The 18,015-nt window shown below is 46.6% G+C and carries 17 protein-coding genes and 1 pseudogene; 7 read left to right on the forward strand and 11 right to left on the reverse strand.

Annotated features, from left to right (window positions below; genetic code table 11):
* Positions 1–260: 260 nt before the first annotated feature.
* Both BZG77_RS10765 and BZG77_RS10770 read left to right on the forward strand, forming a co-directional pair.
* Entirely contained in the window at positions 261–659 is a 399-nt protein-coding gene (locus tag BZG77_RS10765; RefSeq protein ID WP_108743982.1) for an oxidoreductase, read from the forward strand.
* Between the two features lie 89 nt (positions 660–748).
* Positions 749–2,674: a putative bifunctional diguanylate cyclase/phosphodiesterase gene (locus BZG77_RS10770; protein WP_077647245.1), complete on the forward strand. Its 1,926-nt coding sequence runs from the start codon at positions 749–751 to the stop codon at positions 2,672–2,674.
* On the opposite strand, the gene BZG77_RS10775 is transcribed toward BZG77_RS10770, so the two are convergent.
* Both BZG77_RS10775 and BZG77_RS10780 read right to left on the reverse strand, forming a co-directional pair.
* A complete protein-coding gene (locus tag BZG77_RS10775; RefSeq protein WP_077647246.1) occupies positions 2,675–4,033 on the reverse strand; it encodes a hypothetical protein in 1,359 nt (452 codons plus the stop codon).
* A gap of 480 nt (positions 4,034–4,513) precedes the next feature.
* The gene (locus BZG77_RS10780; RefSeq protein WP_077647247.1) at positions 4,514–5,458 is read right to left on the reverse strand and encodes a chemotaxis protein CheV; all 945 of its coding nucleotides are present in this window, start codon (positions 5,456–5,458) and stop codon (positions 4,514–4,516) included.
* Between the two features lie 415 nt (positions 5,459–5,873).
* Between BZG77_RS10780 and BZG77_RS10785 the strand changes: the two genes are divergently transcribed.
* Positions 5,874–6,803: a chemotaxis protein CheV gene (locus tag BZG77_RS10785; protein WP_025744876.1), complete on the forward strand. Its 930-nt coding sequence runs from the start codon at positions 5,874–5,876 to the stop codon at positions 6,801–6,803.
* A gap of 281 nt (positions 6,804–7,084) precedes the next feature.
* Positions 7,085–7,390, forward strand: a complete 306-nt coding sequence (locus BZG77_RS10790) for a DUF496 family protein (protein WP_077647248.1) — start codon at positions 7,085–7,087, stop codon at positions 7,388–7,390.
* Positions 7,391–7,478: 88 nt separating this feature from the next.
* Here BZG77_RS10790 and BZG77_RS10795 read toward each other — a convergent pair.
* The 4 genes and pseudogenes from BZG77_RS10795 to BZG77_RS14740 form a co-directional block, all read right to left on the reverse strand.
* A pseudogene (locus BZG77_RS10795) lies at positions 7,479–7,873 on the reverse strand (transposase); the annotation flags it as partial.
* The gene (locus tag BZG77_RS15240) at positions 7,818–8,258 is read right to left on the reverse strand and encodes a DDE-type integrase/transposase/recombinase (protein ID WP_108743979.1); all 441 of its coding nucleotides are present in this window, start codon (positions 8,256–8,258) and stop codon (positions 7,818–7,820) included. The gene BZG77_RS15240 and the pseudogene BZG77_RS10795, both read right to left, overlap by 56 nt.
* Positions 8,189–8,635, reverse strand: a complete 447-nt coding sequence (locus BZG77_RS15245; RefSeq protein WP_108743980.1) for an IS3 family transposase — start codon at positions 8,633–8,635, stop codon at positions 8,189–8,191. The genes BZG77_RS15240 and BZG77_RS15245 overlap by 70 nt, the downstream gene beginning before the upstream one ends.
* A 20-nt stretch (positions 8,636–8,655) precedes the next feature.
* A complete protein-coding gene (locus BZG77_RS14740) occupies positions 8,656–9,102 on the reverse strand; it encodes a hypothetical protein (RefSeq protein ID WP_108743981.1) in 447 nt (148 codons plus the stop codon).
* On the opposite strand from BZG77_RS14740, the gene BZG77_RS10805 reads away from it, so the two are divergent.
* On the forward strand, positions 9,082–9,978 hold the full coding sequence (locus BZG77_RS10805; RefSeq protein WP_274532601.1) for an MFS transporter: 897 nt from the start codon (positions 9,082–9,084) through the stop codon (positions 9,976–9,978). The two genes, BZG77_RS14740 and BZG77_RS10805, sit on opposite strands and share 21 nt — an antisense overlap.
* A gap of 79 nt (positions 9,979–10,057) precedes the next feature.
* Here the strand turns inward: BZG77_RS10805 and BZG77_RS10810 are convergent, their stop codons facing one another.
* The 4 genes from BZG77_RS10810 to BZG77_RS10825 form a co-directional block, all read right to left on the reverse strand.
* Positions 10,058–11,065, reverse strand: coding sequence for a sphingomyelin phosphodiesterase (locus BZG77_RS10810; protein ID WP_077647250.1), 1,008 nt, complete (start codon positions 11,063–11,065; stop codon positions 10,058–10,060).
* Between the two features lie 161 nt (positions 11,066–11,226).
* Entirely contained in the window at positions 11,227–13,497 is a 2,271-nt protein-coding gene (locus BZG77_RS10815; RefSeq protein WP_077647251.1) for a response regulator, read from the reverse strand.
* Between the two features lie 144 nt (positions 13,498–13,641).
* A complete protein-coding gene (gene hppD / locus BZG77_RS10820) occupies positions 13,642–14,727 on the reverse strand; it encodes a 4-hydroxyphenylpyruvate dioxygenase (protein ID WP_077460864.1) in 1,086 nt (361 codons plus the stop codon).
* 415 nt (positions 14,728–15,142) lie between these two features.
* The gene (locus BZG77_RS10825) at positions 15,143–15,487 is read right to left on the reverse strand and encodes a hypothetical protein (RefSeq protein ID WP_077647252.1); all 345 of its coding nucleotides are present in this window, start codon (positions 15,485–15,487) and stop codon (positions 15,143–15,145) included.
* Positions 15,488–15,694: 207 nt separating this feature from the next.
* Between BZG77_RS10825 and fabG the strand changes: the two genes are divergently transcribed.
* A complete protein-coding gene (gene fabG / locus BZG77_RS10830) occupies positions 15,695–16,426 on the forward strand; it encodes a 3-oxoacyl-ACP reductase FabG (RefSeq protein WP_077647253.1) in 732 nt (243 codons plus the stop codon).
* Positions 16,427–16,460: 34 nt separating this feature from the next.
* Complete coding sequence (locus BZG77_RS10835) at positions 16,461–17,168, forward strand: SDR family oxidoreductase (RefSeq protein WP_077647254.1); 708 nt, start codon at positions 16,461–16,463, stop codon at positions 17,166–17,168.
* A gap of 17 nt (positions 17,169–17,185) precedes the next feature.
* On the opposite strand, the gene BZG77_RS10840 is transcribed toward BZG77_RS10835, so the two are convergent.
* Positions 17,186–17,875 carry a hypothetical protein gene (locus tag BZG77_RS10840; protein WP_077647255.1) on the reverse strand — a complete coding sequence of 230 codons (690 nt, stop codon included), beginning with the start codon at positions 17,873–17,875 and terminating at the stop codon, positions 17,186–17,188.
* Positions 17,876–18,015 lie beyond the last annotated feature (140 nt).

Genomic DNA, 18,015 nt, shown 5'->3' on the forward strand with positions numbered 1-18,015 from the left:
TTCTATTACGTTCCATATAATAACTGAGGACTTCTATTACGTTCCATATAATAACTGAGGACATCTTAGCGATTTATACGTACTTTCTTGAGGAAGTTACCCGTTCAAGCTAGGTTTAAAAAATAACAGCAAAAGGAAGGAACAACATGGTAACCATCGAGAGTGCAACGACACAGTCGCATAAAAAGTGCAGCACACACTTTCTTTTGATAGCAACAGTATTCTTGGCATTGCTAGCATCACGTGTTGAAGCTACGCCAATGCTGACGATATCCGGTGACGTAGCAAAACAAACGCTAACCCGTGAACAACTCATTCAGCTGGCGGATCGCACGATCAAAACACAAACGCCATGGACCGAAGGAGAACAGGTTTTTCTTGGTGTCTCTGCCCAAAAACTGTTAGAAACGGTGAATAAGCCCGCACATAGCCTCAAAGCCTATGCGTTGAATGATTATTGGGCGACAATTCCGAGAGACGATATCAAAAAATATAATCCCATCTTCGCGATTAAAAAGAATGGCGACTGGATGCGGGTTCGAGACAAAGGTCCCATTTGGGTTATCTATCCTCTCTCGTCCTTTAGCCAACTTGAAAACGAAGTACTACACAGCCGAATGGCATGGCAAGTCAATCGTGTTGAAGTGTTAAAAGAGTAGCGTCCAGCGCCTATATTAAAAAGCACAATGCAGCGAAAAAAAGCCGCTAACACCGCTTGAGATAGAGAGCTGATGAGGTACAAAGTCGAATGGTAAAGCGCCCACTTATTACTTTTGTTATTTTTGTCTTCACGGCTCTACTCTTGACCGCGACGGCGCTTTATCAATTTCATCAAGCCTATACGAAACAAACACTTCATACCCAGCTGTCTGCCTGGGCACTTGCCCAAATGGAATTAGAGACCCTCGAGTTTCGAAATGAGTTGGCACTCTATCTTGTCGATGATTCAAGCCCAAGACAATCACTGCTTCTTACCTATGACATCTTATGGAGTCGGTACGATACATTTTTAAATAGTCGAGAAACAGCGGCAATGCGACGCGCTTTCAATGCCCAACCTATCGTGGAGCGCGCTTTTCGACTCATTCAGCGACATGAGCAGGCTGTGTTAAACGGTGATCGAGAACGGCTTCAAAATTTGCTCAATGAAATAGATATTGTGCTTCCCCAGATTCGTAACTTGATGGTGAATAACTTTACGGGTCCAGCCGCCATCGAACAGCGCGCATTTCTCGATGAAAAAATCAAAGTGATGAACGCTGCAATGTCCATACTCACATTAGTATTGATTTTTTTTGCGTTTCGCCTGTATCGCAACAGCAGCAAGCAACAAGAATTGGCGTGGCAGGATCGCCTCACCGGCTTACCCAACCGCAACTATCTTCTGGACTGCCTGTATAAAGCGGTCCAGCGAAACCGTATCCATACCTTACTGTTGATAGATATCCGTCGTTTTAAAGACATCAACGATTTGATGGGGTATGAGCAAGGCGATAAGGCATTAACAACACTTGCCAGTCAGTTAAACAGCATTTGTTTGCCTTATGGGTATCCATGTGCGCGTATCAGTAGCAATGAGTTTGCAGTGCTTGCTTATTCGGATGGTCGTCATCTCAGCTTTTTCACCCAACCATTATGTGACTCACTACGTCGTGCTATTGACAGTATTTACCCAGGCCATCGATTGTCCTTGGCAATAGGTATCGCAAAAAGTCTTGATGTTGATACCTACTCGGGAAACAGTCACTGGCAGTTAGCCAATGAGTTGCTTAATAACGCTGACCTTGCCTTAATGAGAGCCAAACAAGCGCCTGTCACGAAAGACAGTATTGACACCTTTAAAACGGAGTATGAACAAGAAGCGCAACAACGTCGTAGGCTCCGCGATGAATTAAAGGCCCACTTGATAGACCCATACCAAGATGCGCTTTATGTCGCTTTCCAGCCTATTATATCGGCGGATCCACATCGATTAGGTTGCGAGGCTTTAGTTCACTGGCATCACCCTGAATACGGGCCAATTAACCCGGAATTTATCGTAAATGTCGCCGAAGAGTCAGGGCTTGGGCAGTGCTTAGGTAAGTGGATACTGCAACAAGTTCATCAAGCGCTCAATACAGAATGGCAAAGTATCAATACACATATTGATATCGCCGTTAACCTTTCCGATTCATTTTTCAATGAGTCCTTAATTGCTGATGTAATAACGATTTTCGCCAAACACCCAGAACAACGCAAACAACTCATTTTTGAAGTCACAGAAACAATGACCATTGATGATATCGGTCGATTCAGTCTTTTGATGAACCAACTTCGTGATGTCGGGATCCGTATCGCGCTTGACGACTTTGGAACCGGCTGGTCGTCCATGGCAGTGCTCAATCATTTAAGCTTCGACAAAGTCAAAGTCAAAGTCGATCGCTCATTTGTCACTGGGATGGCAGATATAACACGACAGCAAGTGCTCGTTGATACCATTTGCCACATGGCACACCAACTTGGTATTCATGTGATCGCCGAGGGAGTTGAAACTAGGGAGCAGTTAACTAGCCTTCAGCAAATGGGAGTCGATGAGTTTCAGGGTTATTTTTTCGCCAAACCCCTATCAGCAATAGACTTTTATGCATTTTGTATTGATTACCTGAACCAGAAGAACGTATTACCCCCCAAGTAATCAATCAAAAACCTCTTCAATATCAACAACTTTTGACCTGTTTACTGTGATTTTCCAGCGCTGATAAACGGTTGACTGGCCTTTAATCCGTTGACAACTGATCAGATTAAATTGATGCCGTTTTTCCACCGAATCTTTTAGCACCTGTCCTTCATTAAGGCGATACAAGCGTTGGCTACCGCGGTCCATTAACCGAGAAAAAGAGCGAAAGTCAAATTTCCATACATCTCTGGTGGTGTCGTATCCCGATAAAAAACGGGTCGTTTCTAGTTGTGTTTTTACCTTAAGTCGTACAACCGCTTCTTCTCGCTGACGCAATTTACCACGGCGTAGCTTTTTCACCTCATCAGGTAAGGTGTTATAATCAAGGTAATCAAGCCATTCAAGCTGTCGTCCAATTTGCCTATTCGACGTCGGATCAATAAAGCGCTTACGCCATTTGGGGCGACCTCTACGGATCCACCGCCAAAGCGCTTCACGCAAATCATCCTTAAAGATCTCACGTAATGCATAGATCCCTGCCATTGCAAGCACAAAAGACAACGTGATTTCTCCCAGGTACTGACGAGCATGAATAATCACTGTGGTCACAAAGAGCATCACAAACGCGGTCGCTGAAGCCTTAGCAAGCTTATTCAGATTTTTGCCCAAAGTCTGTGGAATTTGTCGAATCGTGACAGGAAATTCAATCAATCGGCGTGCTAAACGCATCTTATTGACCATGCGCGTTGGATCGCGCACCGCTTTATCCGAGTTATAGCGATTAACCAGTCGATGCGCCTCTTCAGCCTGACATAGCTCAATCAATTGTTGGCGGACCGTTTTATACACGTTCCCACGAGGCATATGCGCAAGTAGCGAGAGGAAACGTTGTTCCGTCAACCATGACAAGTAGTTATCAATGTTATGATAGTACTTGAGCAGTTTGGTATCTTGCGGTTTATAGCGGCGTAAACGACGTAAAATTTCAACCGCCATTTCAATGGTATCTTCTAACTGCTCAAGAGCATCAGCGTCATCAAGCCCTGATACGGACTCAAAAAAGTCATGCGTCGCTTTTTCCAGTGACAAGGCGTATTGATAGGCATAAAGACTCAAGCTGACGCGATATTGCTCAGTGGGGAGTTTATCGCGACTGGCTAGACGGGCATGAACGAGCGGTAAGTGATAGCGGGACGTGAAATAAGTACGACTATTAGCAAGCACGCGGTAGTAAAAATCGTCTTCAGACAGCACATGTTTACCAAACTTCAGTTCGCCAGGCACGAAAAGGTAGAATGCCACCTCTTGCGCACTCACTTCTTCATTAAGCACCGCTATCCTAACTGACAGCCCTTCATGTTTGTCTACCGTGATCACGACTACTCTCCTGTGAACGCCACCCTGTTTATGCCGCGCCAAACCTGTTACGCGACCGCGCTATGTTCCAACCAAGCAAGATCTTTTAACGAAACAGGCGCTTCACCTTCGTGTCGCGAGTATCGCATATTTGCCTAGATTCTGTTTGAAAACTTAGGATCTGTTTAAAAACGCAGATCCTGTTTAGAGACGTTATCGCCGCCCAAAACAAAATGGTTAAACTTTAACCAGAACGTACAAATTAGGTTTCCTTCCCGCTCTTACCTGACGTATTACCATTACTTACAAAGAAATTAACGAGGTTATCCACAGATACGGTAGATAACTTTATGCCCCGAACGCTAAATGTAGTTCAACCAACACCATATCTAGTATGCGTTTTAGCGACCAACGATTAATGGACGTGGCCAGATTCTCACAACGTTATACAAAAAAAAGCGAGCCACTGCCCGCTTGTGTATTCTCAGACGCCAAGGCTATTTAGCTTGCCACAACCTGACGTAAGCGCTCCTGTACCACATTCACTAGAAGATCAGGTTGGAATTTGGAGGTAAACCGATTACACCCCACCTTCTCAACCATTGCTTCGTTAAAACTGCCACTCAACGAGGTATTTAGTGCAATGTACAAGTCACTCATTCGGCTATCAGAACGCACTTCGTGCGTCAGTTTGTAGCCATCCATTTCTGGCATTTCTGCATCGGTGATCATCAGCAAAATTTCGTCACTGACATTTTTGCCTTCATCGCACCAGCTCTTCAGCAAATTCAATGCTTCAACACCGTTTTTCTTGATGATGCACTCTACGCCGAACTGCGACAGTGTTTCACTGACCTGCGCTCGTGCCGTCGAGGAGTCATCCACGACCAATACACGCTGCCCGGCCATGTAAGGCGTAATTTGCGGATCAAGCACATCTTCTGACACACCGACTTCATAGGCGACAATTTCTGCCAAGACTTTTTCTACATCGACAATCTCAACCAAACGAGTTTGTCCATCAAAGTCTTGGCGGGTAATCGCGGTCAGATAATTATTACGGCCTGAGCTAGCCGGCGGCTCCATGATTTCATCCCAGCCCATATTCTTGATATTAATCACTTGACCCACCAAGAAGGCTTGAATAGTGCGATTGTATTCCGTCACGATGACGTTGCACTCATCAGACATCCCGATGGTTCCCATACCAATCGACTGGCGTAAGTCAATCACTGGGATCGATTTACCTCGGATCATCGCCACGCCACGAATATTAGGATGCGAGCCCGGCATTTGGTTGAGCTTAGGCACCTTGATAACTTCGCGGACTTTAAAAACGTTGATGGCAAAAGGTTGGCTAGAACCTAGATAAAACATTAACAGCTCAAGGCGGTTCTCACCCACCAGCCGTGTCCGCGAATCTACCGAATCTAAAATATTGGTCATAGTTCACTCAACCGTCGTGTTACTGCTCATTCGCATGAATCCGGACACGTATATTTGCTTATCGACGTGTCGCTGTTCACAACTTTTCTATTGTGCTCTGGGCACCGAGACAAAAAAAAGTCTAGTCTTATTTTAGGTAAGATATGGCGACAGGCAACCTATTTGCCCATATTAAGCGTGCCTTGCGCCTTACAGCTTACCCGTTTTAGTCCCAGATTTTAACAAAAGGTGTGAGGAAAAAGCGTGGCTGACACCACGATTAAATGAGACTATCAATAAGTTTCAAACATGAGACAATAAGGGTGGATTATGTATCTTTTCCCGAATCGGCCCCTATCCTTGTACAAGAATAGGTGAACAATGCTAAGGCTGTTACCATAACTAAACGATTGACGATTACACGCAGAGTGATGCTATGAAGAGCAAAGCTAATCAAGCACAAGGCATGTTGATGTTCCGCCTCACCGCCACCCAATCTTTCGCGATTGGTACGCTAAAAGTGCGGGAGATCATTCCTTTTCAGCCGCTCACGGATTTGCCCGGCTCTCATCCAACTGTGATAGGGACCACCAGCTTTCGTGGCATCGCCACCCCCGTGATTGATATGGCGAAAGCTATTGGCTATAAACCTGTTGCCAAGTCCGAGTGGGCGTCCTGCTATATCATCGTCACGGATTGCCAACGCCGCGTGATGGGTTTTTTGGTACGTGGAATCGATAAAATCAGCGAATGTGATTGGCGCTCTATTTCTGAGCCGCCCGAAACCTTAGGAACGCGCGCGTTCTTAACCGGTGTTATGCACATCGACGATAAACTCGTACAGCTCCTTGATGTGGAATACATCATGGAGCATATTTTCCCATCCGATCCCGACAAGCTCCATCCTATCTTAGCCGATGTGGATCGTGAGAAACTCAAGCCGATGAATATCCTGCTAGTCGATGACTCCTTAACCGCCAGAAGGCAGCTTTCTGAGGCATTGGATAGTATTAATATCCCCTATTTTGTGACGAATAACGGCCTAGAAGCGCTGCAAATGATGAAAAACGCCGCATCAGCCGGCAAGCCGTTTGACATCATTGTCAGTGATATTGAAATGCCAGGCATCGATGGCTACGAGCTGGCGTTTGAAATACGTAATGATGATAAATTGGCAGAAGCATACTTAATCCTGCATACCTCATTGTCCAGTGACATTAGCGTTGATCGTGCTAAACAAGTGGGCGCCCATGAAGCACTCACAAAGTTTGACGCCACCGAGCTGGTACAAGCGATGTTGCGCGGCGCCATGATGAAAACATCGGGTTCATCGGTCAAGTTAGAAGGTAGCCCAACCGACTATTGACGGTCATCGGACGGGCCATGGCTGGGATTGATATGTGTCATAACACTGTCAATGCCAGCCTGTTATCTTTGCCACCATCAAACAAGTTCATCGAGATGTAGGATGGTCGAAAAGGTGTTCGCCTCAGGGTATCTCAGTATCAAGGTTCATACTGACTCTTCTATCGCCCTCTCGGCGACTCAAGTGACCAAAAACTCTCCACCTCAAGCGGAAAAAGGCTAGGTTTGCTGCCGCGCTTGTGGTTTAATTTTTTATACTTCAAAAAATAGAAGGCGACTATGATGACCAGCGTATACGAGATCGTTAAACACTCACGACAAAAGAATAAGCTAAAACGCGAAATCCAAGACAACGACAAAAAAATCCGAGACAACCAAAAACGTGTTGTCTTACTCGAAAACTTGTTGGATTACATCCAACCAGAAATGTCGTACGGAGATATCGTCGAAATCATCAAGAACATGAAAGGTGATTATGAAGACCGCGTCGATGACCACATCATCAAAAACGCGGAGATTTCTAAGCAACGCCGTGAAATCAGCCGCACCATCAAAGAGCTCACCAAGCAAAGCAAGAGTGGGAAATAATCCCGTTGCTTAACCGAGTAAAGAAACCCGCCAGAAGGCGGGGTTCTTTTTGATAAGCGGCCGTAGGCCGCGATCGCGATATTTTTTGTTAGAGAGTGGTCACTACCAACCAACGCCCAAATTGGTGGATAGAAGCCAGTATTTGCCTTATATCCGCCATGTTAAAGCCACATTTTCCCAGATAGCTCACCACCAACGCTATCTTCTTGATGTATTGAGCAGTCGCATTTCATTGGCACGCTCTACTGCATCAGTGTAAAGATGACGCGTGATAATCTTTTGCACGGTTTTACTTTGCGTACAGTCGTTTCTAACCGGACAGAACGCACACTGCTTTGGGTCTGAGTGATAAGTACGATAACCGGCTCTTGTGGTTGTTTTATAGATAAGCGTTTGCCCTTTGGGGCAACGATATGTGTCGGTTTTCTTATCGTAAGTGAAGTGTTTTTTCTTGAACGTGTTCTTCGTTCGAGAAGGGCGTTTGGTAATCAAGGGTTTGGTGGTACCGAGTCTGATTGTAATGCCGGAAGTACCGGTGGAGCGCCTGTTTCAAGTGCTGCCCATTTTCGAAGGCTGTGAGGTAGACGCACTCGTGTTTGACGCTACGCCAAAGCCGTTCCACGAATATATTATCATGGTAGCAGCCTTTACCGTCCATCCTGATCTGGATGCCATGCTCTTTGAGAACGTCTGTGAAAGCTTCACTGGTAAACTGTGCACCTTGATCGGTGTTGAAGATCTCAGGGGCTCCATAGCGCTGTAAGGCTTCCTCCAAGGCATCGATACAAAAGTTGGTGTCTAGGGTGTTGGAGACCCGCCAGGACAATACTTTACGGCTATACCAGTCGATAATGGCGACAAGGTACATGAAGCCCTTGGCCAGTGGGATATAGCTGATGTCGTCGCCCACACCTGGTTGGGACGGTCGATCTTCAGCCCGTTAAGTAGGTACGGATAAATCTTGTGTCCATCGCCAGGAATGCTGGTTCTGGGGCGTGGGTACACCGCCTGGATGCCGATAGTGCGCATCAAACGTTGAACCCGCTTTCGCTTTATCCGGTAGCCCTGACGTTCCAGGTGGACTCGCATCTTGCGAGAGCCATAGTACGGCGTGTTGAGGTGTTGCTTATCGATTAAATACATCAAATCTAGATCCTCCTGACACTGTGCACGAGAGATATAGTACACCGAGAGCAGCTCGCACTGGCGCACAAGACTGATCTGAGAGTGACCATGCTCGATCATCGCCAACCGTTGTTGACGGCTTACTGATCGAGCTTGCGTGACAAAAAATCGCGTTCCACCGTCAGTCGGCCAATCTCGCGATAAAGCTCGTCAGTACTGTGTTCATCGGATTGCTTGCCAGATTTTTTATTGCCTTCGAACAGGTCCGAGGCATTCTCCAGTAGCTCGCGCTTCCAAGCGCTGGCCATAGTCAGGTGGATCTGGAACCGGGCGGATTCCACCGTCAGTCGGCCAATCTCGCGATAAAGCTCGTCAGTACTGTGTTCATCGGATTGCTTGCCAGATTTTTTATTGCCTTCGAACAGGTCCGAGGCATTCTCCAGTAGCTCGCGCTTCCAAGCGCTGGCCATAGTCAGGTGGATCTGGAACCGGGCGGCGATTTCGGATGTGGTCTGGTCTCCCTTGAGCGCGGCCAGGGCGACTTTGGACTTAAATGATGCGCTGTATTGCTTACGTTTCTTGCTCATGATTCTCCTCCTTCTGGAGGTGATGATTCAGAGCTTAGGCACCTGTCCAATTTTTGGGGGCGTATAAGCGATCAGTACGGCCCCAAATTTATGGTTCTTCAAGCCTTAATCGGCATGGCTATTAGCTTTGTCCTGTTACTGATCGCCACGCTGGGCGCGCAAAACAGCCTCAACCAATGGCCTTGGTTAGCATTAGCGCTGATGGCAAGAGTCGTGTATGGCTTAACCGTAGCGGGCATGGTTCCCGCCAATCAGCATTGGGCCGTGTTACTCGTTGGCGAGGCACGCCGCATGCAAGCGATCACCTCAATCAGTATTGGTTTAAGTCTCGGTCGCTTGGCCGGCCCATTAATCGCCACATTGGTTATCAGCCTCATGCCTCACCGTGAGGGCCAGAAATATACATCAAGCTCGCGTGTCAGTCAGTGGCTGGCGCCAAAAGCTATTTGGCCCTATATGGGATATGGACTCACCGTGTGTGCAGCAATTGCCCTATTGCAATACAACCTCACGCTAATACTCCATACCATCACCGAATGGTCTGCCAGTAAAGTTAGCCAGATGATGAGCTATTTGCTTACCTTAAGCGGCATTGCAACACTCACCGTACAAGTGTTGGTGGTAAAAAAACAGCGTCTAAGCATCGACCACATGCTGGGCATCGGCGCAATCAGCTTAGTTGCAGGTTATGGCTTACTTTTACTCCCTACCCTGGGCGCATTAATCGTTGCTATGCTCGTAATATCAGGAGCCTGTGCGTTGCTGATCCCTGCCTATACTAGCCAAGCGATGCAAAGGCTCGACAATGAACCGGGGAAGGTCAGTCTTGCAACCATGGTGCTACTGGGCATATTAAATGCAGCATATAAACAGTGAACCAACTAAGGCTCACCGTTTTTTCCAGCGAGTTTTTGCCGTTTTTCCGGCAAAAACTGAATGAGATCACTCAATCACACTATTGATATTTAAACTGAATCATTACCGGATAGTGATCAGAAAGCTCATTGTAGTAACCATCATGATAGGTTTGTCCTGCTTCTTGTGGCCACTCACCTTCTAAGTAATCCCAGTACCAGCTATCCTTGGCTTTTAAGCGCACAACCTGCATTTGCGGCTGGTTAACAGGCTTGCCATGATCGCGACTCCATAAAATATAATCTAATGTCGTGTTGTAATTCAGATCATACTCAAAGTGATACGCGTTTGCTTTAGTAAACCAGTTATGTTCAGCGGAGAAAGAGGTCACTTCAGGCTCAGAGAAGCGCAGTGCACCATTAAGTGCCGCTTTCATATCCTTAATTTCATCTTGACGGCTCCATTCCACATTCATATCTCCGCCGACAATCACGGGTTCGTCAGTCGGTATGTCTTTGTTGTTAATAAATTGTTTAATCTCGCCAAGTTGCCCTAAACGAACCTCGTGTTCTTCATCAGACATGCCATCATGCGTGGCTTGTAAGTGCGTACCTATCAAATGGAAGATCTCGCCATTTTTATCGATCTTAGCGTACGCAAACCCCTTATTTGCTTGATAGTCCCAGCTGCCCCGTAAACTGTTATTATAAATGTGCGCTTGCTGGGTCAAAATCGGATACTTGGAAATAATGGTGACGCCACCCCGCACGACGAAAGGAGAGTTAGAGCAATCTCCTGTTAATGCATCCCAACCCTCACCACTGCAATCTTGCCCCACATTGGGCGTTTGGTAAGGATATAGGTTGGCAAGTTGGTTCATTGCTTGCTCTGCTTCAGCGTTGAAGGCTTCGCTAACCAAAATGATGTCGGGCTGGGTATCCATGTCGGCAATCGCAGTCGGTAAACGAGCCGCTCGTTCTGCTTGATCCCAATCTTGTAGGTTGCTCAACTGCATGATGTTATAAGCCATCACGTTAAGTTCGCCAGCATGAGCGCTGACACTCAGCAATAAAGCCGCTGCCCCTGAAAACAGTTTTTTTCTGTTCATATTTCCTCTTTGCGTTTTGCTTTCTAATTATATTTTGGGCCAAGCCCACTCAAAGATTAGAACCCTAACGAAAAGAGGTTAGACCACACCAAGAATCCTTCGTATTTTATGGTATATTTGTAACTAAAATCACACTTGCGTAACAGCGCTGACTATTTCGCTTACTCTTTGGTCAATAGTTGTGTGTCTGTGGTAAACGTATGCTTTCTTAACATGGTCGCTAGTTCGTGTTGTCGAACAGGCTTAGCAATATAATCATCCATGCCAGCCGCTAAGCATGCTTCTTTATCTTCTGCTGTTGCGTTAGCAGTTAATGCAATAATGGGGATTCGGTCCGTGCGAGACGCTTTACGCCTGATCAGTGCTGCCGCCTCATAGCCGTCCATGACCGGCATTTGGCAGTCCATGAAAATGGCGTCAAAAGGCTGACTGCTCCAAAGGGCTAACGCTTGCTCGCCGTTATCCGCTGATCGCACATTGATGCCTAACTGCGTCAACATAGCTTCTGTAACGCGTTGATTAACTTTGGAATCCTCAACCACGAGGACATGTAGCCCTGCCAGTGATGTCCCCTTTCCTGTTGAACGCACAATACCCAACGTGGGCTGTCTTTGTTGAAGGATCCGAACTAAATTAGCTTTTAAATCATTAAATTGATAAGGGCGTCCAAGATAACCTTCAATACCTGATCGCTCGATGCGCGGTCTATCAATCACATAGGGCGCAGCCGTCAGCATGATAATGGCTGGACTTCTCTCACCCAATTCAGTGACAATTTGCTCGGCGAGACTAAAGCCATCCATTTTGGGCATGATCTTATCAAGCAAAACGACTTTAAATGGAGATTGGCTATCAAGCCGTTCTTTAATAAGCGGCAACGCATCATCGGGATGCATACAACAGGTTACTTGACAGCCGAGATTACTCAGTTGCGCGGTTGTAATCCGCATATTAAGACGACTGTCATCAACCAGTAGCATTGGCGCGCCCGCGAATAAATACGCCTCTACGGGCGTCGCAAGCGGCACATCTGCACATTCAAAGCGCGCCGAGAAAGAGAATAGGCTGCCCACATCCACTTCACTTTCTAGGGTGATTCGCCCCCCCATCAGGTTGACAATTTGCTGAGAAATCGCGAGGCCTAACCCAGTACCACCTGCGGTTGCTGCTGAGGCGTCGCCTTGCTCAAACTTACCAAAGATACGATTTTGCGCTTCAATCGGGACACCAGGTCCAGTATCTTTCACTTGAAAACGAAGTACACAAGCGTTTCCCTCATCAAGAACTTTGGTAATCGAAACGGCGACGTCGCCTTGTTCAGTGAATTTAATCGCATTCCCGACTAGGTTGATCATCACTTGGCGTAATCGCGGTGTGTCACCAATTAGCAAGGGCGATATCTCTGGGTCAATCTCACAGCCAAACTGTAAGTGTTTCTCTTTAGCTCTCAGCGTGAACAAGTTTTCCAGATCTTTACCCAACTCAAATACATTGAGCTCTAATGATTCTAACTCTAACTTACCCGCCTCTATTTTAGAGAAGTCCAAGATATCGTTAATCACATCCAGTAACGACATCGAGGAGGTTTCTAGCATTTCGACGAACTCTTGTTGTTCATCATTCAAACGCGTACTTTTCAGCAGCGATGCCATCCCGATAATGCCGTTCATTGGCGTACGGATTTCATGGCTCATGTTAGCCAGAAACTCGCTTTTTTTGTGGCTAGCCTTTTCGGCATCCAGCTTCTCGTTCTCAACCCGCGATAGCGTTTGGCGAAATTGAGTGACCATAGCATTGTAGCGCGCCTCAAACCCCCACCAACCGCGACATTCTGGTGGGACACTGATTTGATTTGGTAAGCCGTTGTCCCATTGATTCACCTGTTGGTGCAGAGCCGATAATGGCGTGGTGAGATACCGTTGCACTATCCACATTGACGCTATCACGCCCAGCCCTGAAACCCCCAACCAACCTAGAAACGCCCACTTCGCACTCTCTCCTAGATAAGCACGTAATGCGGTATAGTTCGAGGCCACATCAAGCTGGCCAAGTACATATTCATTGCCTTCTTTTTTGGCAATTAATGGCCAACTCATCTGGATCGATTGTTGAGTTGGCTCTACACCACGTTCAATTTGTGTGCTGTCAGCATCATAAACGTGTATATAATCGATTTCTGGTTGTGCAATAAGTTGTTCAATTTGTTGTTCAAATGCTTGTGTTTCTACTCGCCATAGGTGATCAGTCATGGTGCGGACATCACGGCTGCCAACATCTTGTAACACGCGCTGGACCTGAGATTTATGGRATTGATAATCGGCAAAAAGTAATAGTGATGCGAAAAAGGCGATGAGTATTACCCAGCATAACGCCAGCTTCGTCATCAACGATACTGATAAGGAATGGCGTAAAATGGCTTTGCCTGCTTTCATAATCACCTATTTAATAGAAGAGCTTGCCCTATAAGCATAGAGCCCGTTCGTCGTTGGGGCGAAAAATATCCGGCTAGATACAAGGAAAGGTAGACAAAAAAGCGCTCCGGTTAAAGAGCGCGAAGGGTTTTATTTTCTGAGCGATCAATCCAACACGCCGCGACGTATTTGATCAAGCTCAATCGATTCGAACAGGGCCTTAAAGTTACCCTCACCAAAGCCTTGATTGCCTTTACGCTGGATAATTTCAAAGAAAACAGGACCAATAACTGTATTGGTAAAAATCTGTAGCAAGATGCCAGTATCCGCGTCACCATCAATCAGAACACGAGTATCACGGAGCTCATCAATATTTTCTTCGTGACCGCTAACACGCTGATTCACTTGCTCATAATAGGTCTCTGGCGTATCCATAAACGCCATCCCCCGATCTCGCAGCGTGCGTACTGTTTGATAGATATTCTCTGTCGTCATTGCAATGTGCTGAATACCCTCACCATTGTACGCTTTTAGGTACTCGGCAATTTGTGACTTATCATCACTGGATTCGTTAATCGGAATACGGATTTTTCCGCACGGAGCAGTCAATGCACGAGATTTCAGCCCTGTTTTTTTGCCTTCGATGTCGAAAAAGCGGATCTCTTTGAAATTGGCGATACGATCATAGAAATCAGCCCATACATCCATGTTGCCAATATCGACATTGTGCGTCAGGTGATCGATAACCTTCAATCCTGCATCGGCTTCTTTAAGGCGCGCTTGCCAATCAGGATAGAAGTCGAAGTCAACCTCGTAAATACTCTGATCACCGTAACGATCAACAAAGTAGAGTAACGAGTCGCCAATGCCATATACCGCCGGGATGCTAAGCTCCATCGGACCGATATTGGGCTCAACCACTTTGGCACCTTGTTTTGCCGCGTAAGCAATTGCATGAACAGCATCTTGCACACGGAATGCCATCGCATTCACGCTCGCGCCATGATGCTCTGCAAAGCTTTGTGCCTGAGACTCGGGTTCGCCATTAACAATAAAGTTGGTATCGCCTTGGCGATACAGCCAAACATGCTTGTGTTTGTGCTTGGCAATTTCAGCAAAACCCATCAATGAGAATAGACTTTTCAACGCATCAATACCGGCTTGATCGGGGGCGGTATATTCCACAAATTCAAACCCATCTGTCCCTAATGGGTTAATGGTTTTTACCGGTTTTTGCAGTGTGGATGTCATAATGGTTCCTCCTTGTTGATGCCAGTAGGAATAGCATGACACCAAAGTAAGCACTAGTGATCCAGCACGCTCAGGCCGTTACAATACTGTTAACCAATACTGTAATACTTACTGAACAGGAAAGGGAAGACCTAAAAAAGTTGTTTTTTATCAATTCTATAAAACAAAACGGTATGTAAAGAGACTCAATAATCTCTATACACTTTGCTTACATTGAAGAAACAAAAACAGGAGAAAGGGCGGGGCATTTCAGATAAACGCACCGACGCTACGAAGAGCGACGACCAACCAAGTAGGCAAGAGAGGCGTGGCCGATTGGTAATGGCTTCCGATGAGCAGAATGTTGGGAAACCAGCTGTCTACAGGTGGGATCCTGTTGAACACCGTCTGCCATCAAGGTTTAAATCTTCAAGCTTTAAACCTTCAAGCTATAGCTGGTTTGCTGTGCGTTGGGGGTAACCGTTTTTTGAACTTGGTCCATCAATGCCTGTTGCTGCTGATTGTACGCGTCCGCTTTTGTCTTTTGCGCCTCTTGCTCAGCAACACGATCAATTAAAGCTTGATAGTCGCGTTTATCCTCGCGCTGCTCACCCGATGCGGCAGTCTCTTTTTGCTCCTCCCGCTCTTGACGGATGACTTCAGCCCGTTCTTGCACACTCATCGCGTTATTGAGACCGCCGTTGACCTGATCATCCTGACGGTCACGTTGACGCTGCATATATTGCTGCGACAAAGGTTGCGAGTTGATTGACGTCGGCATAGGTCCTTTCTTAAACTAGGTGACATCTTGATTAAATTTTAGCCTATTTCTCCTCAGATTGATATCACAATGTATGCTTAAGACACTTGCCTTTGGCCCAGTTGTTGCACGCTGATCTTTCAGTGGCGCAACGTTGCGAGAAGAAGCAAAGGCTTAGATGACCAACTGCCCAAGAACCTATTGATCAATACAACAAGGAGAAAAACTATGCTGACCGGTAAACACTGTGTCATTACAGGAGCCGCTCAAGGTATTGGCCGTTCCATCGTCGAGACATTTGTCGAACAGGGAGCACACACCGTTTACGCGCTAGACCGGACTGTAGATAACATGCAAGACTGGCAAAACCATGCCGTAATAAAACCCGTGGCGCTCGATGTCTGCCACAGAGACGCTGTCGCCAGCTGGGTGCAGACGTTGCACCAACACAACGCAGCCATCGATGTGCTCGTTAACAACGCAGGGATCACGCGTGATAATTTGCTAACCAAAATGAGCGAAGAGGATTGGGATGCTGTCATTGATGTGAATCTTAAAGGGGTATTTACCATGACACAGGCGATAGCACCGCTGATGCTCGCTCAAGAGTATGGCGCGATTGTCAGTTTATCGTCAGTGGTCGGTACCGATGGCAATATTGGCCAAACCAACTATGCCGCATCAAAAGGAGGTGTCATCGCAATGACAAAAACCTGGTCAAAAGAGCTCGCTCGTCATGGCGCACAAATTCGCGCCAACTGTGTCGCACCTGGATTTATCGAAACGCCTATGACCGCCAACTTACCAGATAAAGTCATCGACATGATGAAAGGGAAGACACCACTAGGGCGAATGGGTACCGCACAAGACATCGCGAATGCGATCAGTTTTCTTGCCAGCGACAACGCGAGCTTTATCACAGGTCAAACACTTAAAGTTGATGGTGGATTAGTCATATAATGACGTGATCTCCATCTACAACATTGAGCGTTTTATGATCCCGACACTTCTTATCACTGGCGCGAATCGCGGAATCGGCTTAGCCCTTACCGAGCGGTATCTTGAACATGGCTGGCGTGTTATTGCTTGTTGCCGCTTTCCGAGTTCCGCGCCGCATTTAATGACGCTAAAAAATCATTATGCCTCACTGACAATACAGGCTTTGGACGTGACAGACCACGCCGCAGTGCAACAACTTGCATCAAACCTCAGTGACACGCCCATTCACTTACTAATCAATAATGCCGGTCAATATGGTCCCAAAGGCTATCAGCTAGGAGAAACGGACACAGAGGCGTGGCGAGAGGTGTTAGCGGTCAATACCATCGCGCCACTAGTCATGGCTGAGTCGTTTATCCCACATCTCACGCTTGCCAACAATAGCGGACATACCCCTATTTTCGCCTTCATCTCATCAAAGGTGGGGAGTATGAGCGATAATCAATCAGGAGGGGGTTATATCTACAGAAGCTCCAAAGCCGCTCTAAACGCAGTCGTCAAAAGCTTATCAATTGATTTACGACCAAAAGGGATTCGCACCGTCGCCCTACACCCTGGCTGGGTACAAACCCAAATGGGCGGTCCTAATGCGCTGATTACCCCCGACATCTCGGCGCAAGGGCTCAAGCAAGTTCTCGATACACTCACCGACAGCCAAAGCGGACACTTTTTAGATTATCAAGGCAACACCATTGCGTGGTAGGCCTGTAGCGGTGGCGTTCAAATCGGGAAAAAGGTCATAGAGGCCATACTGTGTACCACTTGATTGATATTACGATTGGTACTGTCCGCCACCATCAGTGCCATCATATCTTGGATCAAGATAATCTGACTCAGTAAGCGCTCATAACTATAATTGGGGACACCATTTGCATTCATGCCGTTACTGAGCAACAGCAAATGACCTTGATCATCACGACGGTTATTTAACAGCCACGCAATTTTTTCAAGATTACGTGCACAGTTGTAAAGCTTTTGCTGATCAATATCATCGAGTAAGAAGAACTCAGTCTGGTGATTGTAGCTAGCGCTTATCATCCCAGTGACACCGGCCATCAGTGCGAATACACGATCACCCTCGAACTCAGTAGAAAATGCCAGCGGCAACAATGCAATGCCGTCCATTCCACCCAGCTCACGGAATCCACTATGGGGACGCTGCTCCGCGATTAGCTGGTGAACGCGTTGGTCGATGGTCATTCCGGGCACTTTTTTTAGCTCTCTGGGGTTACGTTTATAGAGTTTGATCAATAGTCGTTCGGTGATCTGACGAATTTCGGCGATATGAATATCGGTAATCAAATCCATATCTGATTTCGCAAGATTTTTTATATCAAACGGCCGTCTCAGCTTTTGTGCACATCCTGTTAGGCTGAGTATCAATAACCCCACCCAAAACCCGCGCATCATAGTGCTATCCTTACATCCTTTATTGGCGCTAAGGATACGCATGTCACGCCCAGTCGTAGACTGAAAGAGATAACTTTGTACGGGATATCACATTTTTAGCTTTTTCGAGCATTCCCTTTTCGACTGCAGCATCACGCGTA

The organism is Salinivibrio sp. IB643 (assembly GCF_001996105.1).
Classification (GTDB): domain Bacteria; phylum Pseudomonadota; class Gammaproteobacteria; order Enterobacterales; family Vibrionaceae; genus Salinivibrio; species Salinivibrio costicola.

What these genes read in the sequence shown, in the direction of transcription:
- BZG77_RS10810 (WP_077647250.1), bottom strand. Translation starts at nt 11,065, where the DNA reads ATGAACAGAAAAAAACTGTTTTCAGGGGCAGCGGCTTTATTGCTGAGT.
- BZG77_RS14740 (WP_108743981.1), bottom strand. Translation starts at nt 9,102, where the DNA reads ATGAGCAAGAAACGTAAGCAATACAGCGCATCATTTAAGTCCAAAGTC.
- BZG77_RS15245 (WP_108743980.1), bottom strand. Translation starts at nt 8,635, where the DNA reads ATGATCGAGCATGGTCACTCTCAGATCAGTCTTGTGCGCCAGTGCGAG.
- BZG77_RS10835 (WP_077647254.1), top strand. Translation starts at nt 16,461, where the DNA reads ATGATCCCGACACTTCTTATCACTGGCGCGAATCGCGGAATCGGCTTA.
- hppD (WP_077460864.1), bottom strand. Translation starts at nt 14,727, where the DNA reads ATGACATCCACACTGCAAAAACCGGTAAAAACCATTAACCCATTAGGG.
- BZG77_RS15240 (WP_108743979.1), bottom strand. Translation starts at nt 8,258, where the DNA reads ATGTACCTTGTCGCCATTATCGACTGGTATAGCCGTAAAGTATTGTCC.
- BZG77_RS10840 (WP_077647255.1), bottom strand. Translation starts at nt 17,875, where the DNA reads ATGATGCGCGGGTTTTGGGTGGGGTTATTGATACTCAGCCTAACAGGA.
- BZG77_RS10770 (WP_077647245.1), top strand. Translation starts at nt 749, where the DNA reads ATGGTAAAGCGCCCACTTATTACTTTTGTTATTTTTGTCTTCACGGCT.
- BZG77_RS10785 (WP_025744876.1), top strand. Translation starts at nt 5,874, where the DNA reads ATGAAGAGCAAAGCTAATCAAGCACAAGGCATGTTGATGTTCCGCCTC.
- BZG77_RS10780 (WP_077647247.1), bottom strand. Translation starts at nt 5,458, where the DNA reads ATGACCAATATTTTAGATTCGGTAGATTCGCGGACACGGCTGGTGGGT.
- BZG77_RS10790 (WP_077647248.1), top strand. Translation starts at nt 7,085, where the DNA reads ATGACCAGCGTATACGAGATCGTTAAACACTCACGACAAAAGAATAAG.
- BZG77_RS10765 (WP_108743982.1), top strand. Translation starts at nt 261, where the DNA reads ATGCTGACGATATCCGGTGACGTAGCAAAACAAACGCTAACCCGTGAA.
- fabG (WP_077647253.1), top strand. Translation starts at nt 15,695, where the DNA reads ATGCTGACCGGTAAACACTGTGTCATTACAGGAGCCGCTCAAGGTATT.
- BZG77_RS10825 (WP_077647252.1), bottom strand. Translation starts at nt 15,487, where the DNA reads ATGCCGACGTCAATCAACTCGCAACCTTTGTCGCAGCAATATATGCAG.